This window comes from Corynebacterium sp. HMSC064E10, assembly GCF_001812505.1.
Classification (GTDB): domain Bacteria; phylum Actinomycetota; class Actinomycetes; order Mycobacteriales; family Mycobacteriaceae; genus Corynebacterium; species Corynebacterium amycolatum.
The window spans coordinates 1,023,667-1,048,508 of record NZ_KV809173.1 but is presented as its reverse complement, the minus strand read 5'-3'; the positions used below and the strand labels follow the sequence as shown (position 1 = coordinate 1,048,508).

The 24,842-nt window shown below is 57.3% G+C and carries 27 protein-coding genes; 20 read left to right on the top strand and 7 right to left on the bottom strand.

Going from position 1 to position 24,842, the window contains the following annotated elements; translation table 11 throughout:
* Positions 1 to 12 precede the first annotated feature (12 nt).
* The 6 genes from HMPREF2860_RS06470 to HMPREF2860_RS06445 all read right to left on the bottom strand — a co-directional run bounded on the left by HMPREF2860_RS06470 (position 13) and on the right by HMPREF2860_RS06445 (position 5,610).
* Positions 13 to 840, bottom strand: a complete 828-nt coding sequence (locus tag HMPREF2860_RS06470) for an urease accessory protein UreD (RefSeq protein ID WP_049180773.1) — start codon at positions 838 to 840, stop codon at positions 13 to 15.
* A gap of 2 nt (positions 841 to 842) precedes the next feature.
* Positions 843 to 1,478, bottom strand: coding sequence for an urease accessory protein UreG (gene ureG, locus HMPREF2860_RS06465; RefSeq protein WP_141737478.1), 636 nt, complete (start codon positions 1,476 to 1,478; stop codon positions 843 to 845).
* Positions 1,479 to 1,541: 63 nt separating this feature from the next.
* Positions 1,542 to 2,249 carry an urease accessory protein UreF gene (locus tag HMPREF2860_RS06460; protein ID WP_038627626.1) on the bottom strand — a complete coding sequence of 236 codons (708 nt, stop codon included), beginning with the start codon at positions 2,247 to 2,249 and terminating at the stop codon, positions 1,542 to 1,544.
* Positions 2,250 to 2,258: 9 nt separating this feature from the next.
* Positions 2,259 to 4,385: an urease subunit alpha gene (ureC, locus tag HMPREF2860_RS06455; protein ID WP_080972809.1), complete on the bottom strand. Its 2,127-nt coding sequence runs from the start codon at positions 4,383 to 4,385 to the stop codon at positions 2,259 to 2,261.
* On the bottom strand, positions 4,372 to 5,301 hold the full coding sequence (locus tag HMPREF2860_RS06450) for a hypothetical protein (protein ID WP_049180775.1): 930 nt from the start codon (positions 5,299 to 5,301) through the stop codon (positions 4,372 to 4,374). The genes ureC and HMPREF2860_RS06450 overlap by 14 nt, the downstream gene beginning before the upstream one ends.
* Positions 5,302 to 5,610, bottom strand: coding sequence for an urease subunit gamma (locus HMPREF2860_RS06445; RefSeq protein WP_038627628.1), 309 nt, complete (start codon positions 5,608 to 5,610; stop codon positions 5,302 to 5,304).
* Between the two features lie 267 nt (positions 5,611 to 5,877).
* Between HMPREF2860_RS06445 and HMPREF2860_RS06440 the strand changes: the two genes are divergently transcribed.
* Positions 5,878 to 7,572, top strand: a complete 1,695-nt coding sequence (locus tag HMPREF2860_RS06440) for a purine-cytosine permease family protein (RefSeq protein ID WP_070560804.1) — start codon at positions 5,878 to 5,880, stop codon at positions 7,570 to 7,572.
* Between the two features lie 9 nt (positions 7,573 to 7,581).
* Here HMPREF2860_RS06440 and HMPREF2860_RS06435 read toward each other — a convergent pair whose 3' ends face one another.
* Positions 7,582 to 8,229: an SDR family oxidoreductase gene (locus HMPREF2860_RS06435; protein ID WP_038627630.1), complete on the bottom strand. Its 648-nt coding sequence runs from the start codon at positions 8,227 to 8,229 to the stop codon at positions 7,582 to 7,584.
* Between the two features lie 316 nt (positions 8,230 to 8,545).
* Here HMPREF2860_RS06435 and HMPREF2860_RS06430 point away from each other — a divergent pair, with 316 nt between their 5' ends.
* The 19 genes from HMPREF2860_RS06430 (at position 8,546) to mgtE (ending at position 24,790) form a co-directional block, all read left to right on the top strand.
* The gene (locus HMPREF2860_RS06430; RefSeq protein ID WP_080972800.1) at positions 8,546 to 10,084 is read left to right on the top strand and encodes an FAD-binding oxidoreductase; all 1,539 of its coding nucleotides are present in this window, start codon (positions 8,546 to 8,548) and stop codon (positions 10,082 to 10,084) included.
* A 72-nt stretch (positions 10,085 to 10,156) separates the two neighbouring features.
* Positions 10,157 to 11,461, top strand: a complete 1,305-nt coding sequence (locus HMPREF2860_RS06425) for an SAM-dependent methyltransferase (protein ID WP_038627632.1) — start codon at positions 10,157 to 10,159, stop codon at positions 11,459 to 11,461.
* 50 nt (positions 11,462 to 11,511) lie between these two features.
* A complete protein-coding gene (locus HMPREF2860_RS06420) occupies positions 11,512 to 12,000 on the top strand; it encodes a hypothetical protein (protein WP_038627634.1) in 489 nt (162 codons plus the stop codon).
* 447 nt (positions 12,001 to 12,447) lie between these two features.
* Positions 12,448 to 12,819 (top strand): 30S ribosomal protein S12, encoded by a 372-nt coding sequence (gene rpsL / locus HMPREF2860_RS06415; RefSeq protein ID WP_038627636.1) that lies wholly within the window; start codon positions 12,448 to 12,450, stop codon positions 12,817 to 12,819.
* 3 nt (positions 12,820 to 12,822) lie between these two features.
* The gene (gene rpsG / locus HMPREF2860_RS06410) at positions 12,823 to 13,293 is read left to right on the top strand and encodes a 30S ribosomal protein S7 (protein ID WP_016422052.1); all 471 of its coding nucleotides are present in this window, start codon (positions 12,823 to 12,825) and stop codon (positions 13,291 to 13,293) included.
* A gap of 298 nt (positions 13,294 to 13,591) precedes the next feature.
* On the top strand, positions 13,592 to 15,724 hold the full coding sequence (gene fusA, locus HMPREF2860_RS06405; protein ID WP_038627639.1) for an elongation factor G: 2,133 nt from the start codon (positions 13,592 to 13,594) through the stop codon (positions 15,722 to 15,724).
* 504 nt (positions 15,725 to 16,228) lie between these two features.
* A complete protein-coding gene (gene tuf / locus HMPREF2860_RS06400; protein WP_038627641.1) occupies positions 16,229 to 17,419 on the top strand; it encodes an elongation factor Tu in 1,191 nt (396 codons plus the stop codon).
* A 670-nt stretch (positions 17,420 to 18,089) separates the two neighbouring features.
* Positions 18,090 to 18,395: a 30S ribosomal protein S10 gene (rpsJ, locus tag HMPREF2860_RS06395; protein ID WP_003938093.1), complete on the top strand. Its 306-nt coding sequence runs from the start codon at positions 18,090 to 18,092 to the stop codon at positions 18,393 to 18,395.
* A 31-nt stretch (positions 18,396 to 18,426) separates the two neighbouring features.
* Positions 18,427 to 19,083 (top strand): 50S ribosomal protein L3, encoded by a 657-nt coding sequence (gene rplC / locus HMPREF2860_RS06390; RefSeq protein ID WP_005509762.1) that lies wholly within the window; start codon positions 18,427 to 18,429, stop codon positions 19,081 to 19,083.
* Positions 19,080 to 19,727: a 50S ribosomal protein L4 gene (gene rplD / locus HMPREF2860_RS06385; protein WP_038627645.1), complete on the top strand. Its 648-nt coding sequence runs from the start codon at positions 19,080 to 19,082 to the stop codon at positions 19,725 to 19,727. The genes rplC and rplD overlap by 4 nt, the downstream gene beginning before the upstream one ends.
* On the top strand, positions 19,727 to 20,032 hold the full coding sequence (rplW, locus tag HMPREF2860_RS06380) for a 50S ribosomal protein L23 (protein WP_038627647.1): 306 nt from the start codon (positions 19,727 to 19,729) through the stop codon (positions 20,030 to 20,032). The genes rplD and rplW overlap by 1 nt, the downstream gene beginning before the upstream one ends.
* Positions 20,033 to 20,069: 37 nt before the next feature.
* Positions 20,070 to 20,912, top strand: coding sequence for a 50S ribosomal protein L2 (gene rplB / locus HMPREF2860_RS06375; RefSeq protein WP_005509800.1), 843 nt, complete (start codon positions 20,070 to 20,072; stop codon positions 20,910 to 20,912).
* Between the two features lie 14 nt (positions 20,913 to 20,926).
* Complete coding sequence (rpsS, locus tag HMPREF2860_RS06370; RefSeq protein WP_005509882.1) at positions 20,927 to 21,205, top strand: 30S ribosomal protein S19; 279 nt, start codon at positions 20,927 to 20,929, stop codon at positions 21,203 to 21,205.
* A gap of 3 nt (positions 21,206 to 21,208) precedes the next feature.
* On the top strand, positions 21,209 to 21,571 hold the full coding sequence (gene rplV, locus HMPREF2860_RS06365; protein ID WP_005509775.1) for a 50S ribosomal protein L22: 363 nt from the start codon (positions 21,209 to 21,211) through the stop codon (positions 21,569 to 21,571).
* Positions 21,571 to 22,311, top strand: a complete 741-nt coding sequence (gene rpsC, locus HMPREF2860_RS06360; protein WP_005509954.1) for a 30S ribosomal protein S3 — start codon at positions 21,571 to 21,573, stop codon at positions 22,309 to 22,311. The genes rplV and rpsC overlap by 1 nt, the downstream gene beginning before the upstream one ends.
* 3 nt (positions 22,312 to 22,314) lie before the next feature.
* Positions 22,315 to 22,731 (top strand): 50S ribosomal protein L16, encoded by a 417-nt coding sequence (rplP, locus tag HMPREF2860_RS06355; protein WP_005509813.1) that lies wholly within the window; start codon positions 22,315 to 22,317, stop codon positions 22,729 to 22,731.
* Entirely contained in the window at positions 22,731 to 22,967 is a 237-nt protein-coding gene (gene rpmC, locus HMPREF2860_RS06350; RefSeq protein WP_005509851.1) for a 50S ribosomal protein L29, read from the top strand. The genes rplP and rpmC overlap by 1 nt, the downstream gene beginning before the upstream one ends.
* Complete coding sequence (gene rpsQ / locus HMPREF2860_RS06345) at positions 22,964 to 23,242, top strand: 30S ribosomal protein S17 (RefSeq protein WP_005509926.1); 279 nt, start codon at positions 22,964 to 22,966, stop codon at positions 23,240 to 23,242. Before rpmC ends, rpsQ begins: the two co-directional genes overlap by 4 nt.
* 198 nt (positions 23,243 to 23,440) lie before the next feature.
* Entirely contained in the window at positions 23,441 to 24,790 is a 1,350-nt protein-coding gene (gene mgtE, locus HMPREF2860_RS06340; protein ID WP_038627650.1) for a magnesium transporter, read from the top strand.
* Positions 24,791 to 24,842: the final 52 nt, after the last annotated feature.

Genomic DNA, 24,842 nt, shown 5'->3' with positions numbered 1-24,842 from the left:
ACTCGCGACGTGCTACATCTTGCGCAGCGAAAACGCCGGTGCATTAAGGACTATGCGCCGCGCTAGATTCCAGTAATCATGTTGAGCGTCTGTTACATGCTCGATTGAATTGCCCATGAACCTGGCCCAGATGCCAAGGCCATCGGGAAGTGAAGACGCGCCGATAAGCGGGGCAGTGTCGCTGTGTGGATAGTCCTGCCAAGAGGTAAGGACATCGTCGACAAGCGGTGGCGAACATATGACCCAGAGGTTTGCCCAGGCGCGGTAGTTGCCATGCGCGATGGGCGAGGAGAGGTCGCGTTTGCCGAGATAGTGAGCCTTTTCGATAAATGCGGGAACACTGTCGTGCGCGTGTAACTCTGCACGCAGATCAATCTCGGCGGCATCGTGGAGCTCTCCGTGAGCGACGCGACCAGCGGTAAAGCAGTCGCCGACAATTGCAGTAGCACCGGGGGAGACAGTCACCTTTGTGTGCTGGCGGAAGTGGCAATCACGCGAAGGAATTGCCGGGTCCGGCAGGTATTCGAGGACGGCATCCGGCTCAACCGTGAATTCAGTCAGCTGTTCGGCGTAGCCGCTGGTCATTGAGTGCACTCGAGTAGCCGCCTGAGAGGTGACAATCGCATGTGCGCCACTTCGAACCTGTATCCGCTGGCGAACATGGTCGCCCTGGGCGAGACCGCCGCCGGTGGCACGAATATAGACCACGTGGGCATCGGGGAAGGACGGGTCGGAATGGAGAATGCGCCCCAGAGACAGCGGTGCACGAACACGCCGGGTACCGGGGCCAGCAGGCAGAATCTCCAGGTCGAGTAAGCCGTCCTTGCCAGGTCGTAGCATGGTTATGCCTGGTCAGAGGAGGAATCAACCGACGCAGACTTCGCCGCAGCCTCAATGAGATCGGCGAACTCCGCAATGCCGGAGCCGTCTAGACAATTGGTCAGCATGACCGGCTTGTCAGAGCGCACGGCAAGCGCATCAGTGTGCATCTGGTCCACATCGCAGCGGACATAGGGCGCGATGTCAATCTTGTTAATGACAAGAACATCGGAGTCCGTGATGCCAGGGCCACGCTTCTTCGGCATCTTCTGCCCCTCGGCGGTATCGAGCACAAAGACAAATAGGTCCGCCAGTGCAGGTGAGAAAGTCAGCGTGAGGTTATCGCCACCGGATTCGTAGAAAACAATGTCGATATCTGGGTGCTCCTCCAGCAACTCGGCGCTGGCCATGAGGTTCATAGTGGGATCATCGCGCACCGCAGTGTGTGGGCACGAGCCTGTCTCCACACCGATAATGCGCGAGGAGTCGACCACGCCGTCCAGCGCCTGCCGGATGTGATGAGCATCCTCTTGGGTGTAGATGTCATTGGTAATGATGCCCGGTGTGAAACCACGGGAAATCAGCTCAGGTACGAGCGTTTCAATCAAGGCCGTCTTGCCGGAGCCGACTGGTCCACCAATGCCAACGTGAAAAACCATTGTCAAAAATTCCTTCTTAATAGTTAACTTGCTAGTTGCTTGTCAGAGGCCAAAAGCCGAGCTTTAGGTAATAAACAATCGGGCCGCCGCAGTCTCGTGGCGCGCAGAGGCAATATCTAACAGCGGCGTACAGGCACCAATATCGTCGGTGCCAATCGTCCGCGAAGTCTCAACAACCTCCGTGACCACTGGAGCCAGCTGTCGAATCAGACGCTGCGCACCGACAAAATCAGCCACCTGCAATCGCACCGCCGCTGATGCCACAGCAGAGACGAAACCAAAGGCCTCGGCCTGCGCCGCCTCATCGGAATCCAGTCCAGCGGACCGATGAATCAACGCCATCACCACCGGGCTGTGCCCATACGCCAAGCGGCTGGACGCATCCGGGCTGCTCACCGCTTTCGAATACGCGCGCAGGGTATCGTCGTCAAGCCCTAACTCACGCGCCATAAACAGCATCTGCTTGCCGACGCGCACGCTGCCCCTCCGCTGCGAAAACGTCGGTCGTGCCGCATGCACCATCGCGTCGATTCGCATTATCCCAGCGACCGAATCCTGCTCCCACGTGCGAAAATGCGCAGCCAGATCGACCGGCGCGAAGGAATAACGCAACATGTCCTCGGCGACGGTGGCAAGTGCTGCCTCGTCACGCTTGCCGACGATCCCCTCGGCGACCAGCCCCTCGAGACCATGCGACAGCGTATAGCGACCGGAGGGGAATGCGGTGTCAGACCACTGCAAGGCCTGGTAAAACGACGAAGTCAAGCTCATCACCAGAGCCTAGAAGAGATAGTGCAGGCGCGTTAGCGGAAGCTCCTGGGCAGGCTCGATGCTGACGGGCTCGCCATCGACGGTGACCACATAGGTTTCCGGATCGACGTCAATCTTGGCCAGAGTGTTGTTTCGCACCATGTTTGCCTTGCCAATTCCGCGGCAGTCCTTTACCGGCAGAACACGGCTTTGCAAACCGAGCTCTTCCGGCACACCGGCATCAATTGCGGCCTGGGACATGAAGGTAATGCGAGTAGCCGTGAGAGCGGAACCGTAATTGCCGAACATATTGCGGAAATAGCAGGGTTCAGGAGTCGGGATGGATGCATTGGGATCGCCCATTTGTGACCAGCAGATTACCCCGGAGCGCAGAACCACATCCGGTTTTGCGGCAAAGGAATCGATTGGCCACAGCACCAAATCCGCAATCTTGCCGACTTCCACCGAACCCAGATAGTCATCAATTCCAGCGGAAATGGCGGGATTGATGGTCAGCTTCGCCAAGTAGCGCAGGACGCGTTCATTGTCATCGCCATTGGTTTCATCAGCACCGGGAAGTGGGCCGAGCTGGGCGCGGCAGTGATGAGCAGTCTGGAATGCGCGCGTGAAGGACTCGCCGACTCGTCCCATCGCCTGCGAATCGGAGGAGAAAATGGAAATGATGCCCATGTCATGGAGCACGGTTTCAGCTGCGATGGTCTCAGGTCGAACACGCGAATCGGCAAAAGCGACATCTTCCGGCACCGAGTGGGAAAGGTGATGACAGACCATCACCATATCCAGCAGTTCTTCGGCGCTGTTGATGGAGTAGGGCAGCGTCGGGTTCGTCGAAGCCGGCAGAACATTCGGAATCGCCGTGACCTTCAAAATGTCCGGGGCGTGACCGCCACCGGCGCCTTCAGAGTGGAAGGTGTGGATGGTCTGGTCACCAATGGCTTTGCGCGTGTCCTCGAAGAAACCTGACTCGTTGAGCGTATCCGTGTGGATGGCCAGCTGAACGTCGTACTTATCGCAGATGTCCAGCGCATTGTGAATAGTCGCAGGTGTCGCGCCCCAGTCCTCGTGAATCTTGAGCCCGGCAGCGCCAGCGAGTAGCTGTTCAACCAGCGCGTCCGGCTGACTGCCCGAACCCTTGCCCAGGAAACCAGCATTGACCGGCAGACCCTCTGCCGCGCGCAGCATGGTGTGAATATGGAATTGACCAGGCGTACACGTCGTGCCCTTTGACCCCTCCGCAGGCCCGGTACCGCCACCGAAGAACGTCGTAATGCCGTTGGAGAGACCCTCTTCGGCCTGCTGCGGTGCCAGGTAGTGGATGTGCGTATCGATGCCACCGGCCGTCAGCAGTCGATGCTCACCGGCAATAACCTCGGTACCAGCACCAATGACCAGGTCGGGGTGAACTCCGTCCTGCGTATGCGGGTTGCCCGACTTACCAATTGCGACAATCTTGCCATCTCGCAGACCCACGTCTGCCTTGACGACGCCCAGGAGAGCATCAACAATAATCGCGCTCGTAATAACCGTATCGGGCGTGCCTTGTGCGCGAGTTGCCTGCGGATCTTGGGCCATGCCGTCACGGATGGACTTACCGCCGCCATAGATGGACTCGTCGCCGGGGAAGTTGGCCGTGTAGTCCTTCTCGATTCGAATGACCAGATTGGTATCCGCCAGCGGTACTACATCGCCGGTTGTGGGGCCGTAGAGCTCCGCGTATCTCGACGAGCTGATCGTCGTTTCCTCATCCGCGGCAACTGGCATCGGTTCTGCAGGCTCGTGCGCAAAACCGTAGTCGGCAATTCGCTGAAAGGCAGCTTCCCGAGTGGCTTCATCATCCAGCGGGCCCTCAGTCATCCCCGCGAAGCCGTGGATAATGCGGTCTCCACCGAAGTCGACCAGTGTGACCGTCTTGGTATCGCCGGGTTCAAAGCGCACTGCCAGGCCGGCGGGGATATTTAGGTGCATTCCCCAGGCCTGATGGCGATCAAAGCAAAGAGCCGCATTGGCTTCGAAGAAGTGATAGTGAGAACCGACCTGGATTGCGCGGTCGCCGGTATTGGCCACCTTTAGTCGCAGAGCGCGGCGGCCTTTATTCAGAACTATTTGTCGACAATCTGTGTTGTTACTCGGTTGCATCTGCATCGATATTTCCTAGGTCAAACTCAGTGTGGACATCTGCGCTGTGATGGTGGTGATGATGGTTGTGACCATGACCGTGACTGTGCCCATGCACGTGGCCGTGGTGATGATGACCGTGGCCATGCACGTGGCCGTGACTGTGTCCATGGCCGCCATCCTCCTCGCCGTGACTATGGGCATAACCGTGCTCATGATCGGCAAGTAATGCTGCCTCAATGCCGTCATCATCATGCGACTGCAAAAGATGCAGAGCGGTTTTAGCAGACTGGGAGATGGCCGTCGCCAGTGCAGTACTGGTGATGAGTGGTTTTTGATTCTCGGCTGTCTGCAAATCAGCGCGGATTACTGTGCTCCGACGGGTTGGGCGCAAGGACTCGTCGTCAAGCGTGGCTTTATACGGTGCCAGCGTCTGCGAGACGGATGGGTAGACATCGTCGAACGCGACCACTACATCGGCGCCAGAACTGTGCGTCCACGCCAGACGAGCGATACGGAACAGCTCCGCGTCCGCGAACGGATCGATGGCAGCGGAACATATGACCGCGATATCGTCGGCCGAGGTCTCGCGCCGGAGCGTTGCGCGTAGAAACGCCAGCGTGGTGGTGGCACCCAGCGGCGGTGCCGCGAGTGCAATGCGCACATTCGAGTGATTGCGCTTGAACCACTGACAAGTCTTGGCCGTGTCGGCGATGAGTGGCAGATTGCGGCCACTTGTCATGGGCATAACGACGATATGGAGATTCTCGGTGTCCTCGCGGCCCAAATCCGCCAGTGTGCTGCGCAGCTCGGTGCCTGTGGAGGTCACGATGGTCTGATCAAAAGTGTCGAGGCCCTCTACTGCGGTGGTGATGAACTCTGGGCTGGCATCGACTCCGCAGTGAGCGATGAGGATACGTGGGGTCTGGGCTGCCATCTATTTGCCGCCAATTGGGTCATGGACGGATACGAGCTTTGTGCCATCGGTGAAGGTGGCCTCGACCTGTACCAGCATGATTGCCTCGCGGACACCATCGAGGACATCGTCAGGTCCGAGTACCTCGGTGCCAATGGTCATGGCTTCGGACACGGTCACACCATCTCTGGCGGCTTCGACGACGGCATCGCTAATCAGTGCTACTGCTTCGGGCCGGTTGAGTTTTAGACCGCGGTTCTTTCGTCGCTCGGCGACACGAGCTGCAAGAAAGAGCATGAGTTTATCTTGCTCGCGCGGGGTGAGGCGCATGTGTTACCTGCCTAACTGCTCAAAATGTGTGCTCATTGAGACTCAACGCCAGTTCGTACTATATCTGATTTCACAGCAAATAATTGCTGCACTACCGAATCATGACTGGTTACTTGCAGGCTATGCCTAAGCCAGCCGTATGGGTTTTCGGCGCTGAGGCAGCAATTTGCTGGGCAGCATTACAGCTGATGACCGGCCTATAGTTGGGCGGCTGGTGTGGGGTAGCTGAAGGAAGTAGCTGTCGTGAACTGACATCAGGGGTATCTCATGACGACCACAATGGCCGACGCTAAGCAGGGAAAGCGGAGGGCGGGAAATACTGGGTCGTCATCGAAGTTGGGTGACGACTATCCGCTCCGATTCGCGCCACGACACTACCGAACGTGGACACCAGTAGCAGTTGCCGGCTCGGCACTGGGAGGAATGGCCTACTTGGCTGACTTCTCCATCGGTGCTGGAATCGGCATTGCTCACGGAACAACAAACGCTGTGGTTGGCATTCTCATCGCCGCAGTCTTGATTTTTCTCTCCAGCGCGCCGCTGGCAATCTACGCCGCAAAGTTCAATCTCGACCTCGACCTCATCACACGCGGTTCCGGCTTTGGCTACTACGGCTCCGTAATCACCAACGTCATTTTCGCGACTTTTACATTCATCTTCTTCGCCACCGAAGGCGCAATTATGGCCCAGGGCCTAAAGCTCGGGCTCGGGATACCACTTTGGCTGGGATACCTGGTGAGCGTGCTCATCATCATCCCCGTAGTGGTTTTCGGAATGAAGACGCTACAGAAGATGCAGACGTGGACCAACCCACTCTGGCTAGTCATGATGGTGCTACCGATGGTGTATCTCGTCGTCAGGCACCCTGACTCCGTGGACGCTTTCTTGCATTATCAGGGGCAGGGAGAAGGTCCTAGCCTGGCGGCAATGATGGCTTCTGCCGGTGTGTGTTTGGCGCTGGTGGCGCAGATTGCCGAGAACATTGACTTCATCCGTTTCATGCCGCCGAAGACAAAGGACAACGCCACGTCGTGGTGGGCCTCGGTCATCATGGCTGGGCCGGGATGGGTTATCTTCGGTGCAGCTAAGCAGATTATCGGTGTGTTTCTCGCGGTCTACATGATTTCGGTGGTCGGCGGCGGCATGACCGAAGCCGTTGAGCCAGTGCATCAGTTCATGACGGTGTACCAGGAAATGGTGCCCACGTGGCTGGCAATCACGCTGGCGGTCGTCTTGGTGGTGATGAGCCAAATCAAGATCAACGCCACGAATGCATACTCTGGCTCGCTGGCGTGGACTAACGCCTACACGCGAGTGGCAAAGTCCTATCCGGGACGCATTGTCTTCGTCTTCGTCAATCTCGGCATCGCACTGGCGCTTATGGAGTTCGACATGTTCTCCATGCTCAATGCGGTTCTGGGGTTCTACTCAAACCTCGCCATTGCGTGGATTTTCACAGTGGCTACGGACATTGCAATTAACAAGTGGGTCCTGAAGATCTCGCCGATTTATCCCGACTACCGACGCGGAATGATTCACGACTTCAACCCCGTCGGCATTACCTCGCTCGTTGCTTCCGCGACAATCTCAATCGCCATGTACTTCGGCGCTTTCGGCGAGAGCTTGGTGCCGTACTCCGCACTCGTCGCCGCAGCAATCGCCTTCGTCGTCACGCCGACGATGGCAATTCTGACTAAGGGGCGCTACTACCGACGTCGCTTTGACGACGGCATCGCCGCACCGCTTTTCGACGAGCACGGGAACCCATCCAATGAGTCTTTCACCTGTGTCATCACCGGTGAACAGGTCGAACGACCTGATGTAATCCTTTCGGCGGAGCGTGGCGACGATGGCGCGGAGCAGTACATATCCTCGCTCGCACTGACAATGGACCGCGACGGCCGACATGTTATGCCGGCTCAATCGCGGCGGGGGCGTAGCGCATCAGTGCGAACGTCCTGAGAGGAGGCGCTAGGCCTTTAGCGCCTCTGAGATGGGGGTATCGCCCTCATTGAAGTTAATGGTGCGACCAATCGTTTGATCGTTGAATACGGTCTGCGCGATGACATTGGCAACCGTTGCACGGGCAACCTTTGTGGCCTTTGTGGCATCGGTGTCAATGGAATCCTGGCCTTCGTCGAAGGTCAGCGTGCTCGGTCCCAGGATTGTCCAGTCCAAGTCAGATTCGCGCAAAGCTGTATCCGCGGCGGCCTTGGCCTCGGCGTAGGCAAAGAAGGAATTATCCTCAGGAACTCCGTGGTTCGGGCCGGCACCAAAGTAGGACACCATTACGTAGCGGTTAACTCCGGCGGCCTTGGCAGCTGCCATCGAGGTGATTGCGGCATCGCGGTCGATTGCGTAGGTGCGCTCTGATGAACCGCCGCCTGCGCCAGCGGACCAAACGACGGCATCATTGCCGCGTAGCAGGTCAGCGAACTTCTCGGTCGAGAGCTCGGTGATGTCATAGACAGCTGGGGTGGCACCGAGCGCTTCAATGTCCGAGACCTGATCAGGGTTACGAATAACTGAGGTTACTTCGTAGCCTTCATTGATGAGTAGGGGAGTAGCGATTTGGGCCACCTTGCCGTGGCCGCCGATAACAATAACTTTTTTAGCCATGCCCCACCTATACGTCAGCTCGCTGGTACTAGCAATGCAGTTGCCTTCGCTGGCAGTGAACATGACGAACGGTGAGCGACGAACGGTGAGCGCTGAGTATGGCGAGGCGTACTTCTTGCCACCCCATTTGCAGGGTACAAGAACGCCTAGTTAAGTCGTCCTAAATCAAGTTATATATGTAGACGTAATTTACCTGTTCAATCCGGGTATTTTTCGATATTGGTAGCCCAGCAGAGGCCCTTAGTTTTTCCAAAAAGACAAAATTAGGGCGAATTCGCGTAGAAAATACCTGTGAAATGCCGTTGCGGTATTCACCATGGCTCATCGACCAAATTCTGATGTCGGCACGTTGCCACGACTAATCGGAAAAATTACTTCTACGGTGGCGCAAATGGCGCCGGGGCGAGGAATTGATTCAGTGCGCATTGAGCCTGTGGGCTGGCATGCGCATGAAGAAGGCGTGCGGAAGCTAGTTGATAGCTTTCAAGCTATTCCTGCTGACCAGCGGGTCAGGTTGGCGAAGCGCACATCAAACCTTTTTCGCGGGCGTAGTAAAACTCTCGTACCAGGTCTAGATGTCAGCGGTCTCGGCGGAGTAATCGCCGTCGATCCAGTTGAAAAGACTGCCGACGTGCAGGGAATGTGTACCTACGAAGACCTGGTAGATGCCACTTTGCCCTACGGTCTGATGCCTTTGGTTGTGCCAGAGCTAAAGACAATTACGCTCGGTGGAGCTGTGACCGGTATTGGCGTGGAGTCAACGAGTTTCCGTAACGGCCTGCCACATGAGTCCGTCATCGAGATGGATGTCCTAGTCGGTACCGGCGAAATTGTGACCTGCTCGCGCACGGAAAATGTCGATCTTTTCCGTGGCTTTCCAAACTCCTATGGTTCCCTCGGCTACACCGTACGGTTAAAAATCGAGCTCGAAGAAGCACTTCCATACGTCGAGCTGCGACACGTTCGGTACAACTCCACGACGGAAGCTGCAGAGGATCTGGCAAAGATTTCCGTGGAAAAGGAGTTCCAAGGCGAGCCTGTTCACTTCCTTGACGGTGTCGCTTTCTCGCCGAATGAGATTTACCTGGTGCTGGGACGCAAAACTGATGAGGAAGGTCCCGTCTCGGACTACTCCCGAGACAAGATCTACTACAGGTCCCTGCAGCACCCCTCCGGCGTTACTCGAGATCGCCTGAAGATTCGCGATTACATCTGGCGCTGGGATATTGACTGGTTCTGGTGCTCTAGAGCCTTCGGTACCCAAAATCCCGCAGTTCGTGCAATGTGGCCGCGCGAGCTCAAACGATCCTCGGTGTATTGGAAGTTCGTCGGCCTCGATCGCAAGTACGACATTGACGCGAAAATGAAAGCACGAAAAGGCCTGCCGGCCAATGAGCGCGTCGTCCAAGATATCGAGGTCACTGTTGACCACTTGGCTGAATACCTGGATTGGTTTTTCCAAGCCTGCGATATCCAGCCTGTGTGGCTATGCCCGATTCACCTTCGTGATGGCTCCAGCGAGCTAATTGGTACTGGCGACAAGCTCGCTGGCAGCAGCAGTGCTTGGCCACTGTATCCGCTAGATCCCGAGACCACCTGGATCAATGTCGGGTTCTGGTCTGCAGTGCCGAACAACCATGTCCCAGGAGATACTCGCCTCGGCGCGTTCAACCGCGTTATTGAGGCCAAGGTCAGCGATTTGGGCGGTCACAAGTCACTGTATTCCGAGGCGTTCTACTCACCAGAACAATTCGGAGCACTCTACGGTGGCAACCTACCCGATGAGCTCAAAGCAATCTACGACCCTGATTCCCGGTTCCCGCGGCTGTATGACAAGACCGTCACTGGTGCCTAACTAGAAGCCCAACCACTTCAAGCGGCTTTTCTCCAATTCTTCGAAATAGCCAGTTAATAGCAAGGATTCACCATGGCATTTACTCCAATGAACGTTGCAGAGATTTTCGAGGCCTTCATCGATACCTCGGAGAAGCCTCTGCCAATTCGCCTGACGGCTTTTGATGGTTCAGTCGCTGGCCCCGACGATGCAAAAGTAGGCTTGAACGTCCGCTCGCTCGATGCGCTGAACTACATCGTTACTCATCTGCGTGATGATGTCGGATTCGGTCGCGCATTCGTCACCGGTGAGATCGAGCTGACTCGCGTCCGTCTCGGACACCCAATTGAAGCGTTCGACGCTCTGATGAAATTGCACGAACAATTCGTGATGCCACCTGCAGCAACTTTGGCGAAGATTGTTCGCTCCCTGCGTTCGATGGGGCTGCCATATGTTCCTGTTGTGCCCGAGATTGAACGTACTGCATGGTGGAAGAAGCGCCTGCAAAACGGTCTAGCACGTCACTCTAAGGAACGCGACGCAGACTCGATTTCGTCGCATTACGACGTCAGTAATGAATTCTACGAGATCATCCTGGGCCCATCGATGACGTACACCTGCGCCTACTACCCGAATGAGAACTCCACGCTCGAAGAGGCACAGGAAAACAAGTACCGCCTGGTATTCGATAAGTTGCGCCTGAAGGAAGGCGATAGGCTTCTCGACGTTGGCTGTGGTTGGGGCGGCATGGTTCTCTATGCGGCAAGGCGCGGCGTTAAGGCCATCGGCGTGACTCTGTCGAAGCAGCAGGCAGAGTACGCACAGGCCAAGATTAAGGAAGAGGGCCTGGAAGATCTTGCTGAGGTGCGCTTCCAGGACTACCGCGATGTTCCTGAAGAAGGCTTCGATGCCATCTCCGCAATCGGTCTTTTGGAGCACATCGGTGTGGAGAACTACCCGAGCTTCTTCGGCTTCCTCTATGGCAAGTTGAAAGAAGGCGGTTTGATGCTGAACCACTGCATCACCTACTGGGATAACCACCGCACCCGCAAGGGCACCTTCATCGACCGTTACATCTTCCCAGACGGTGAGCTCACCGGTGTCGGAACTATCATGCGAGCAATGCAGGATCAGGGCTTTGAGATGCTCGATCAGCAGAACCTGCGTTTCGACTACGAGCACACTCTCTATGACTGGTGTGAACGACTGGACAAGGATTGGGACAAGGCCGTCGAGCTGGTTGGTGAGCAGACCGCAAAGCTGTGGGGCATGTACATGGCTGGTTCCGAGTACAACTTCGCATGTAACCAGATCCAGCTGCACCAGGTTCTGGGTGTAAAGGTGTTCCCGGACGGCTCCCGTGGTGATGTCCCGCAGCGTCAGTGGTGGAAAGACTAATTGTCTTAAGCGTCGATAATTCTCATGTCCGCTAGCTAGCCTGAAAGTATATGAAGGTAGAAAAAGTTGGCGTAATCGCATTATCGGCAGTTGTATGTGCGGCTGCCCTGGCTGGTTGTGGGGGACAGGACCAGCAACAGGTCGGCCGTGAGGCCGATGACGGCAGTCATGATACGCAGTCGGAGGCACCTACAACGCCTGCCCCGAGTGCTAATAATGCGCACAGCAGAAAGCCCGATGAGCCGATTCTGGGCAATATCGGGCCTAATGGCGCCTGTGATGAAAGCGTCATCGCAATCGACCACGAAAAGCCCACAGCGCGGATCACATATCACGGTCAGCCTGGTGACCACATCAAGCTGACCATTAATAGCAATAGTCCGGAGCGAGAAGCAGAAACCCAAGGGTTTGAGCTTTCGAGCACGCTGACCGAGATGCAAATTCCAACAGACATCCCCAACGACACCATTCCGAACATTCAGGTGGAAGCCGATGGGCGAGTGGGGCTCGCCGGCAACTGTGTCATCGAAGTGAATTAGAGGCGTAAAACCGGCTATAAATAAGGCCACAGAACTAGTCGTCGTAAAGCATGCGCGTGACTGCAGTGACGAAAGAGAGCGCGTGGGGAGGCGCGCCATGCTTTACGACGATAATTTGTGAGTCGGCCTTCGCACTGATCAAAGTGGCTGAAATTTTTACGCTATTACCTGGGTGTTTGGAGTAAAGCCCCAGCTCGCGTACTGTTATACAACGATCCCAGAAAAGAATTGGGAACTTGAGACATTACCCAGTAGGCCAGCGAGAGCGGCTGACTGGGTTTCGCACGTTCAAAATCCCTCCGCTTTTCTCGTGTTAAACCGATGGGCTCACCACTGGATGAGTAATAACTTTTCTTGTGAAGCATTCACACGGATGGTGGTTACTCCGCTGCGGTCGGTATCGGGCACGAGAATCTCAGGCGGCGAGAGAAAGAAGAAAGAGGCTTCATGCCCACTATTCAGCAGCTGGTCCGTAAGGGCCGCCATGACAAGAAGGCTAAGGTTGCAACCGCAGCTCTGAAGGGTTCCCCTCAGCGTCGCGGCGTTTGCACCCGTGTTTACACCACCACCCCGAAGAAGCCGAACTCGGCTCTTCGTAAGGTCGCTCGTGTGCGCCTGACCTCCGGCGTCGAGGTCTCCGCTTACATCCCGGGCGAGGGCCACAACCTGCAGGAGCACTCCATGGTGCTCGTCCGCGGTGGTCGTGTTAAGGACCTCCCGGGTGTCCGCTACAAGATCGTCCGTGGTTCCCTCGACACCCAGGGTGTCAAGGACCGCAAGCAGGCTCGTTCCCGCTACGGCGCAAAGAAGGAGAAGTAAGCCATGCCACGTAAGGGCCCAGTACAGAAGCGTCCTGTCGTCAACGACCCGGTCTACGGCTCCCCTCTGGTGTCGCAGCTGGTCAACAAGGTTCTGATTGACGGTAAGAAGTCGACCGCAGAGCGCATCGTCTACGGTGCACTTGAGCTGTGCGAAGAGAAGACCGGTACTGACCCGGTGCTGACTCTGAAGCGCGCAATCGAGAACGTCAAGCCGGCTCTTGAGGTTCGTTCCCGTCGTGTCGGTGGCGCCACCTACCAGGTCCCGGTCGAGGTTCGTCCGGGCCGTGGCACCACTCTGGCGCTGCGCTGGCTGCTGATGTTCTCGCGTCAGCGTCGTGAGAACACCATGACCGAGCGTCTCGCTAACGAGATCCTCGATGCATCCAACGGCCTGGGTGCATCCGTCAAGCGTCGTGAGGACACTCACAAGATGGCGGAAGCAAACCGCGCATTCGCTCACTACCGCTGGTAATCGCTTATCGACGGGGCCGCGAGTGGTCACCGTCGTAAAGCAGCTGCCGGTATGTCAACGGCGCGCGTCGGTCGCGGTCCACGGATCTTTAAGGGTCACTCAAATAGGGCCAGCCCGGCGCTTACACCCGATGTCTTGCGTAGAATTTACGCAAAAGGTGTACGTCACGGCGCGACTTCGCGCCAAGACGGTGGCATTATAGATAAAGCAAACCCGACCGACGGCGGATTTGACGGCCAATTGCAATCCCGTAATTGAGCCTCACCGCCAAACCGATTTGAAACGAGTGGGGAATCAAGTGGCTGAAGGTGCACTTCCCGTTAAGAAGGACCTCCACAAGGTCCGCAACATCGGCATCATGGCGCACATCGATGCTGGTAAGACGACTACGACCGAGCGCATCCTGTACTACACGGGTATTAACCGCAAGGTCGGCGAGACTCACGATGGTGCGTCCACAACCGACTGGATGGAGCAGGAGAAGGAGCGCGGTATTACCATTACCTCCGCTGCTGTGACCTGTTTCTGGAACGACAACCAGATCAACATCATCGATACCCCGGGGCACGTCGACTTCACCGTTGAGGTCGAGCGTTCCTTGCGTGTGCTCGACGGTGCCGTCGCAGTCTTCGACGGTAAGGAAGGTGTCGAGCCGCAGTCTGAGCAGGTTTGGCGTCAGGCTCAGAAGTACGATGTCCCACGTATTTGCTTCGTCAACAAGATGGACAAGCTGGGCGCTGACTTCTACTACACCGTTGGCACCATCGTTGACCGCCTGGGCGCTAAGCCGTTGGTTATGCAGCTGCCGATTGGCGCTGAGGATGACTTCGACGGCGTTGTTGACCTGCTGGAGATGAAGGCCCTCATGTGGCCGGGCAAGGTCGAGATTGGCACTCCTGCGCAGGTCGAGGAGATTCCGGCTGACCTGGTCGACAAGGCTAACGAGTACCGTGAGAAGCTCATTGAGACCGTCGCTGAGTCCGACGAGGAGCTCATGGAAAAGTACTTCGGTGGCGAAGAGCTGACCATGGACGAGATTAAGGGCGCCATCCGCAAGATGGTTCTGAACTCTGAGGTCTACCCGGTCTACTGTGGTACCGCTTACAAGAACAAGGGTGTTGAGCCGCTGCTCGACGCTGTCATTGACTTCCTGCCGAATCCGCTGGACATCGGTGAGGTGCACGGCCACCAGATGGGCGACGAGGACGTCGATATGGTTCGTAAGCCGTCTAAGGATGAGCCGTTCTCTGCTCTTGCATTCAAGATCGCTGCTCACCCGTTCTTCGGTAAGCTGACCTTCGTCCGCGTTTACTCCGGTCGCGTGGAGCCGGGCCAGCAGGTCCTGAACTCCACCAAGGACAAGAAGGAGCGCGTCGGTAAGCTGTTCCAGATGCACGCCAACAAGGAGAACCCTGTTGACGAGGCAGTGGCAGGTAACATCTACGCCTTCATTGGTCTGAAGGACACCACCACTGGTGACACCCTGTGTGCACAGGATGCTCCAATCGTTCTGGAGTCCATGTCCTTCCCGGATCCGGTTATCTCCGTTGCTATTGAGCCGAAGTCCAAGGCTGACCAGGAGAAGCTGAGTACCGCTATTCAGCGTCTTGCTGAAGAGGACCCGACCTTCACCGTTCGCCTGGATGAGGAAACCGGCCAGACCGTTATCGGCGGTATGGGCGAGCTCCACCTCGACGTCCTGGTTGACCGCATGAAGCGTGAGTTCAAGGTCGAAGCAAACATCGGTAACCCGCAGGTTGCTTACCGCGAGACCATCCGCAAGCCGGTCGAGAAGTTCGAGTACACCCACAAGAAGCAGACCGGTGGTTCGGGTCAGTTTGCCCGCGTCATCATTGCTCTGGAGCCTTACGCTCCGTCTACTGACGAGGTTGAAGAGGGTGAGTCCACCACTTACAAGTTCGTCAACGAGGTGACCGGTGGCCGTGTTCCGAAGGAATACATTCCGTCTGTCGACGCTGGTATTCAGGACGCAATGCAGTACGGTACCCTGGCTGGCTACCCGCTGGTGAACATCCAGGCAACCCTGCTCGACGGTGCTTACCACGAGGTTGACTCCTCTGAAATGGCCTTCAAGATTGCTGGTCAGCAGGCTCTGAAGGAAGCTGTCCAGAAGGCTAAGCCGGTCCTGCTTGAGCCGATGATGGCCGTTGAGGTCATTACTCCGGAAGAGTACATGGGTGAGGTCATCGGTGACATCAACTCCCGTCGTGGTCAGGTTAACTCCATGGAGGACCGTACGGGCGTCAAGGCTGTTAAGGCTCTGGTTCCGCTGTCCGAGATGTTTGGCTACGTTGGTGACCTGCGTTCCAAGACCCAGGGTCGCGCTAACTACACAATGATCTTCGACTCCTACGCTGAGGTTCCTTCCTCCGTGGCCGAGGAGATCATTGCAGCGCGCACCGGCGCTTAAATTGCATCGGCAGGGTGGGGCGCTCTATCAGGGCTGACTCCATCTCTGTGCGCACTGCGCTGTCACTCTTTTTAGACGGTGCAGTGCGAGGGTCTGCAGCTTTTTAGTAGATTCCCTTAAGATTTGACTGTGCTGAGATGTCGCCAGACTCTTGGCTCGTGTTAGCACAGGCAAGCTCTTGGGGGTAGCTGCTCGCAATTCATATCGTTGGGCGATTTTAGATCGCAACTCAAATATCTAGTATTTATGCAGGTAAATGACGATGTGAGTTGCTGGCCGTTACCCACCCTTAACTAGGGGGTTGGTCTGGTTTGGAAAACTCCAGTATCCTGCCCTAGTATCGAGTAACTGGCACAGTGAAAGAATAGTGCTCTTTTGCGCGCGCACGTTCCGAAGTCGTAAGCGAACAGCTTGAAAGCTTCTGATGTTGTGAAGGCGGATTGAGTGACCACAAAATTGTGGCTGCGAGAGTCGTGGCCACCTAGACCTCCAGGAGGACTAAAAGTGGCAAAGGCGAAGTTCGAGCGTACGAAGCCGCACGTCAACATCGGTACCATTGGTCACGTTGACCACGGTAAGACCACCACTACCGCCGCTATCACCAAGGTTCTGGCTGACAAGTACCCGGACCTGAACCAGTCGTTCGCTTTCGACGCTATTGACAAGGCGCCGGAAGAGCGGGAGCGCGGTATTACCATCAACGTCTCGCACGTTGAGTACCAGACCGAGAAGCGTCACTACGCTCACGTCGACGCTCCGGGCCACGCCGACTACATCAAGAACATGATCACCGGTGCTGCTCAGATGGACGGCGCGATTCTGGTTGTCGCCGCTACCGACGGTCCGATGCCGCAGACCCGTGAGCACGTTCTCCTGGCTCGCCAGGTTGGCGTTCCGTACATCCTCGTTGCACTGAACAAGTGCGACATGGTTGACGATGAAGAGATCATCGAACTCGTCGAGATGGAGATTCGCGAGCTGCTGGCTGAGCAGGACTACGACGAAGAGGCTCCGATTGTTCACATCTCCGCTCTGAAGGCTCTTGAGGGCGACGAGAAGTGGGCAGAGTCCATCGTCGAGCTCATGCAGGCTTGTGACGACAACATCCCGGACCCGGTCCGCGAGACCGACAAGCCGTTCCTGATGCCGATTGAGGACATCTTCACCATTACCGGTCGCGGCACCGTTGCTACCGGTCGTGTTGAGCGCGGCGTTCTGAACGTCAACGACGAGGTGGAGATTCTGGGCATCAAGGAGAAGTCCCAGAAGACCACCGTTACCGGTATCGAGATGTTCCGCAAGCTGCTGGATTCCGCTGAGGCTGGCGACAACTGTGGTCTGCTGCTCCGCGGTACCAAGCGTGAGGACATCGAGCGCGGTCAGATCGTTGCTAAGCCGGGCGCTTACACCCCGCACACCGAGTTCGAGGGTTCCGTCTACATCCTGTCCAAGGATGAGGGCGGCCGTCACACCCCGTTCTTCAACAACTACCGTCCGCAGTTCTACTTCCGCACCACCGACGTCACCGGCGTCGTTTCCCTGCCGGAAGGTGTCGAGATGGTTATGCCGGGCGACAACGTTGACATGTCTGTCAAGCTGATCCAGCCGGTCGCAATGGACGAGGGCCTGCGCTTCGCTATCCGCGAGGGTGGCCGCACCGTCGGCGCTGGCCGCGTTACCAAGATCATTAAGTAAGTCTTCTCCCCAATGGGGAAATGCTTTAACTAGGTCTTAGAAGAATCCCGACTCCGCGTAAGCGGAAGTCGGGATTCTTTGTATCTGTACATAGCCGACATTAGACGGGATGGGGCCGGCGCAATAGCCGTCGTTAAGCAGCCTGTTCCGTAATGGGTGTGATGTACGTTGCACTTTGGAATCGCGATTTTACATTTGCAGTGTGGGCGTGCTTTAATACGGAGGTTGCTTTAACAAAGGCGTTCGCGCCAATTGTTGTATCAGGCCCAGCTGGGAACCAGTACGAAATTGGACTTAGCGCCTATGGTAAGGCGAGCATGACCACGTAGGGAAGTTTCTTCCCAATCGTGCCTCACGGAGAAAACGGGCGACACGCCCGACCGCGGGGGTCGGAGGTGGCATGGCAAATTAACAGCGGCAGTAGGCAAAATGAAGAGCCCCACGAGGGGGACTTGTTTTCCACTGGGATTTGAGTGCAAGGCGTTATTCGTCCGCTCGGGTCATGGCCAAAAGTTAATTTGCCATGACGATCGAAGACGAAATCGCTTTGAAGTAATGCACAACCCAGTTTTAATTTCTGGCGCTGGCCATAGTTGCTGACGGCGTCGAGAAACATTGACAGGGTCGACGCCCCTTTAATTGGGGCGCGCCGACCGAGGAGAGGACAAGCGTGGCCGGACAAAAGATCCGCATCAGGCTCAAGGCCTACGACCACGAGGCTATCGACGCTTCTGCGCGAAAGATCGTGGAGACCGTTACCCGTACGGGTGCACGCGTCGTTGGCCCGGTGCCGTTGCCAACCGAAAAGAACGTTTACTGCGTTATCCGTTCGCCGCACAAGTACAAGGACTCGCGCGAGCACTTCGAGATGCGCACTCACAAGCGTCTGATCGACATTCTCGATCCAACGCCGAAGACCGTCGATGCACTTATGCGCATTGACCTTCCGGCAAGTGTCGATGTGAACATTCAGTGATCCTGGACTTTTGGTAGCGGAGACAAGATAAATGAGTGAAAACGAGATCAAGGGCATCCTGGGCACGAAGCTCGGTATGACTCAGATCTTCGACGAGGAAAACCGCGTTGTTCCGGTTACCGTCGTTGAGGCTGGGCCGTGCGTAGTGACTCAGGTGCGCACTAAGGAAACCGACGGCTACGACGCCGTCCAGATTGCATACGGCGAAATTGACCCACGTAAGGTCAACAAGCCGGAGGCCGGCCACTTCAAGAAGGCCGGTGTGACCCCGCGTCGCCACAGCGTCGAGATTCGCACCCCGGACGCTTCCTCTTACGAGGTCGGCCAGTCCGTTGGTGTCGACATCTTTGGCGAAATTGAGTACGTCGACGTCACTGGTACCTCCAAGGGCCACGGCTTTGCCGGTGGTATGAAGCGCCACGGCTTTGCTGGCCAGGGTGCTGCTCACGGTAACCAGGCTGCTCACCGTCGTGTTGGTGGCATTGGCGCCTGCGCCACGCCAGGACGCGTCTTCAAGGGCAAGCGCATGGCAGGCCGCATGGGTAACGACCGGGTCACAACCCAGAACCTGAAGATCCAGAAGGTTGACGCTGACGCGAACCTGCTGCTCATCAAGGGCGCAGTTCCGGGTGCACGCGGCGGCCTGCTGGTTGTTAAGACTGCCACGAAGGGTGGTGCTCACGCATGACCAACCTCAAGCTAGACGTACACACCGCTGAAGGCGGCGTGAACGGTTCGGTTGAGCTTCCTGCTTCCGTGTTCGACGCGGAGGTGTCCATCGCCCTGATGCACCAGGTTGTTGTCGCGCAGCGTGCAGCAGCTCGCCAGGGCACCCACAAGGTCAAGACCCGCGGCGAGGTTCGCGGCGGTGGCCGCAAGCCGTGGCGCCAGAAGGGTACCGGTCGCGCTCGTCAGGGTTCGATCCGTGCTCCGCACTGGACCGGCGGTGGCATTGTCCACGGCCCGGTGCCGCGCGACTACAGCCAGCGCACCCCGAAGAAGATGATTGCAGCTGCTCTGCGTGGCGCACTCTCTGACCGTGCTCGCCACGACCGCATCCACGTTGTCGAGGAACTGGTCCCAGGTCAGACCCCGTCCACCAAGGCAGCTCGTACTTTCGTCGAGCGTCTGACTGAGCGCAACAACGTGCTCGTCGTTCTGCCACGCGAGGACGTCAACTCGTGGAAGTCGGTTCGTAACCTGCCAGGTGTCCACATCCTGTCTGAGGATCAGCTGAACACCTACGACGTTCTGAAGGCCGATGACGTCATCTTCGCCGTTCAGGCGCTTAATGACTTCATCACTCGCACCGCCGGTAAGGAGGAGAAGTAATGGCTACCATCGCAGATCCCCGCGACATCATTGTTGCACCGGTAGTGTCTGAGAAGTCCTACGGACTCATGGAGCAGGGCGTTTACACGTTCCTGGTTCACACCGACGCTAACAAGACCCAGATCAAGATCGCGGTCCAGGAGATTTTCGGTGTCAAGGTCGCTTCCGTCAACACCCTCAACCGTGAGGGCAAGCGCAAGCGTTCCCGCACCGGCTACGGCAAGCGCAAGAACACCAAGCGCGCCTACGTGACTCTCGCGGCCGGCAGCGATCCCATCGACATCTTCGGCGGTTCGGCAGCCTAGCCGCTAGCCGACGAGGAAGTTAAGGAAGAGCAAAAGTATGGCTATTCGTAAGTACAAGCCGACTACGCCGGGTCGCCGCCAGAGCTCCGTCTCCGAGTTCAGCGAGGTTACTCGCTCGACTCCTGAGAAGTCTCTGCTGCGCCCGCTGTCGAAGACTGGTGGCCGTAACGTACACGGTCACATCACCACTCGCCACAAGGGTGGCGGACACAAGCGCCAGTACCGTGTCATCGACTTCCGTCGTAATGACAAGGACGGCATTCCGGCAAAGGTCGCTCACATCGAGTACGACCCGAACCGTACCGCCAACATCGCACTGCTGCACTACGCAGACGGTGAGAAGCGCTACATCATCGCTCCGAAGAACCTGAAGCAGGGTGCCATCGTTGAGTCCGGCGCTAACGCCGACATCAAGGTTGGTAACAACCTGCCGCTGCGTAACATCCCGACCGGTTCCACCATTCACTGCGTGGAGCTCAAGCCGGGTGCCGGTGCACAGCTGGCACGTTCTGCTGGTGCTTCTATTCAGCTTCTCGGTAAGGAAGGCAAGTACGCAGTTCTGCGTATGCCGTCCTCTGAGATCCGTCGCGTCGACGCTCGTTGCCGTGCAACCGTCGGTGAGGTCGGAAACCAGGATCAGATCAACATTCGTTGGGGCAAGGCCGGCCGTATGCGTTGGAAGGGCTGGCGCCCGACTGTCCGCGGTGTTGTCATGAACCCGGTCGACCACCCGCACGGTGGTGGTGAGGGTAAGACCTCCGGTGGTCGCCACCCGGTTTCCCCGTGGGGCCAGAAGGAAGGCCGCACCCGTAAGCCGAACCGCCCGAGCGACCAGCTGATCGTTCGTCGCCGTCGTACCAACAAGAATAAGAAGCGCTAAGGAGGGAACTGAGAATGCCACGCAGCCTTAAGAAGGGCCCGTTCGTCGATGAGCACCTCCTCGCGAAGGTCGATGCACAGAACGAGAAGGGCACCAAGCAGGTCATCAAGACCTGGTCTCGCCGCTCCACGATTCTCCCCGATTTCATCGGCCACACCTTCGCCGTTCACGACGGTCGCAAGCACGTGCCGGTGTTCGTGGATGACTCTATGGTCGGCCACAAGCTGGGCGAATTCGCCCCGACCAAGACCTTCAAGGGTCACGTCAAGGATGACAAGAAGGGACGTCGATAAGCCATGAGCAACGACATTACTTCTGCACGCGCAACTGCGCGCTTCGTCCGCGTTACTCCGATGAAGGCACGTCGCGTCCTGGACACCGTTCGCGGTAAGTCCGTCGACGAGGCACTGAACATCCTGGAGTACGCACCGCAGGGTGCTGCTGATCCAGTTGCCAAGGTTGTTGCGTCTGCAGCTGCAAATGCTGAGAACAACTTCGGCCTGGACCGTCGTACTCTGGTCATCTCCGAGGCTTACGCCAACGAGGGACCGACCATGAAGCGCTTCCGCCCGCGTGCGCAGGGCCGTGCTTTCCACGTCCGCAAGCGCACCAGCCACATCACCGTGGTCGTCGAGAGCCAGAAGGAAGGTGACCGATAGTGGGACAGAAGATCCATCCACACGGTCTTCGCCTCGGTATTTCCAGCGACTGGAAGTCCCGCTGGTACGCCGACAAGCAGTACGCTGACTACCTGGCCGAGGACATCAAGATCCGCGATCTGCTGTCCACCGGTCTTGAACGCGCCGGCATCTCCGATGTCGTTATCGAGCGCACCCGTGACCGCGTGCGCGTCGACATCCACACCGCACGCCCGGGCATCGTTATCGGTCGTCGTGGCTCTGAGGCTGACCGCATTCGCGGCCAGCTCGAGAAGCTCACCGGCAAGCAGGTTCAGCTGAACATCCTCGAGGTCAAGAACATTGACGCGGATGCGAAGCTGGTTGCTCAGTCCATCGCTGAGCAGCTCGCCAACCGTGTCGCTTTCCGTCGTGCAATGCGCAAGGCTATCCAGTCTGCAATGCGTCAGCCGCACGTCAAGGGCATCAAGGTTGTCTGCTCCGGTCGTCTCGGCGGTGCCGAGATGGGCCGCACCGAGCGCTACCACGAGGGTCGCGTTCCGCTGCACACCCTGCGTGCGGAGATCGACTACGGCACCCACGAAGCTCACACCACCTTCGGTCGCATTGGCGTCAAGGTGTGGATCTACAAGGGTGACGTGATCGGTGGCCGTCGCGAGTCCGAGATCAACGCCGGCAACGCCCGCCAGCGTCGCGGCAACGACCGCCCGCGTCGCGGTGGCAAGCGTCGTCAGCGTGCATCTGAGAAGAAGGAGGGCTAATTCATGCTCATCCCGAAGCGCGTTAAGTTCCGTCGTCAGCACCGCCCGACCCGTTCTGGTATGTCCAAGGGCGGCAACAAGGTGACTTTCGGTGAATACGGTCTCCAGGCTCTCGAGCCGGCCTACATCACCAACCGTCAGATTGAGGCAGCGCGTATTGCCATCAACCGCCACGTCAAGCGTGGTGGTAAGGTCTGGATTCAGATTTTTCCGGACCGCCCGCTGACCCAGAAGCCACTGGGTGTTCGTATGGGTTCCGGTAAGGGCCCGGTCGAAAAGTGGGTTGCAAACGTCAAGCCGGGTCGCATCATGTTCGAGATGTCCTACCCGGACGAGGCAGTTGCTATCGAGGCACTGAAGCGCGCAGGCGCTAAGCTGCCGATTAAGACCCGAATCGTTCGGAAGGAGGATCAGTACTGATGTCGAACGGCATTCCCGCCCACGAGCTTCGCTCGCTGGATAACGATGACCTGGTTGCCAAGCTCAAGGAGTCTAAGGAGGAGCTGTTCAACCTCCGTTTCCAGAGCGCTACCGGTCAGCTGACCAACAACCGCCGTCTCCGCACTGTCCGCAAGGATATTGCTCGCATTTACACCGTTATGCGTGAGCGCGAGCTCGGCCTGTCTGCTGCACCAACCGATGGTGATGCAGCATGAGTGAGGAAAACATGAACACCACCGAGGCTGGCGCACGTAAGGTGCGCACCGGTTACGTCGTGTCCGACAAGATGCAGAAGACCATCGTTGTCGAGCTCGAGGACCGCAAGCAGCACGCCCTGTACGGCAAGATCATGCGCACGAACTCCAAGGTCAAGGCGCACGACGAGAACGAAGAGGCTGGCGTGGGCGACCGCGTCCGCATCGAAGAGTGCCGTCCGCTCTCCAAGGACAAGCACTACCGCCTGATTGAGATCGTCGAGAAGGCTAAGTAAGACCCGTTGGCTAACTAAACAGCTAGGGCTTTACGACGAGAACCCCGCCGCGGGAAACACGCAAGTGTTTTCTGTGGCGGGGTTTTGTTTTTGGCAAGCCATGTTTCTTCGTGTTTCTAGTCTCTTCAGTGCAGGTTTGCTGGGTTTTATCTCTGATAGCATTGGCGACGATTTGTGCTTTGTGAGGGGAGAAGTTCGGTGACTACTGACGTGACCAGGATTGATGATCGAGACCTGGAGTCCGCGCTTCGCTCACACGACGTGGCGACATTGTCGCGGCTCTTAACTGATGTTGAGCCCAAAGCTGCCGCTCGAAAGATGCGCCGCCTCAGCCATGAGGAACGTGCGCTGTTCTACCGCACACTGCCGAAAGACACGGCGGTTGAAACCTTCGATGAGCTGGACTCAGCGCTGCAGGCGCATCTGATCGACAGCCTCCGTGATCCTGAAGTCACCGCAGTCTTTGCGGAGATGGAACCGGACGACCGAGCTGAGTTGCTCGATGAGCTACCAGCCTCGGTTGCTTCAAAGCTGCTGGCCGATTTGCCGGATGATGAGCGCGAGCTCACCAACATTGTTCTCGGCTACCCCGACGGTTCCATTGGCCGCCGTATGAGCCCGGAGCTGGTATCGCTTCACGACGACATGACGGTGGGGAAAGCCCTCGAGACCGTCTGCAAGCATCTGGATGATGCCGAGTCTATCTACACCTTGCCGGTGTCGAACCGGAATCGCCGACTGATGGGCGTGGTAAGTCTTCGTGATTTGATGCGCGCCGACCGTGATATCCATGTGTCGGCAATTTTGAGGAAGGCCGACTACGCAGAGGCCACCGAGTCCGAAGAGAAGGTGGCTCGCATGTGCGCCAATCGTAAGCGCTTAGCTCTACCGATCGTCGATAGCGAGCAGCGTGTTATCGGCCTGCTCACGGTGGACGACGCACTCCGGATTCTGGAGGAAGCAGATTCCGAGGACCAAGCTCGTATTTCCGGTTCTGAGCCACTGCGCTTGCCGTACCTTGCTACGCCAATCTTTGAGATTGTTCGCTCTCGTGTGGTCTGGTTGCTCGTGCTGGCAATCGGTGCGACATTGACCGTGCAAGTCCTGGAAACCTTCGAAGAGACTCTGTCTCAGATGGTCGTTCTCTCAGTGTTCGTACCGCTGCTGATTGGTACAGGTGGCAATACCGGTAACCAGGCTGCAACTACGATTACGCGTGCGTTGGCGCTGGGGGATGTCCAACCGCGAGATATATTCAAGGTCATTCTCCGAGAGGTGAGGGTCGGCGCGTTCCTCGGTCTATTGCTTGGTTCTCTAGGCCTACTATTGGCTGGATTGTTCTACGGTTGGGACATCGGCCTCGTTATCGGCCTGACGCTGCTGGGTATTTGTACCCTCGCGGCAACCGTCGGTGGCATCATGCCGCTGATTGGTAAGAAGTTCGGCATTGACCCAGCAGTCTTCGCGAACCCGTTTATTACGACGCTTGTTGATGCCTCCGGCCTGATTATCTACTTCCTGATCGCTAAGTCGGTACTGGGGATTTAGACCCCACGGTGCGCAGCTGCACCGATACATAAAAAGTGTCCAGCTGCGCCAT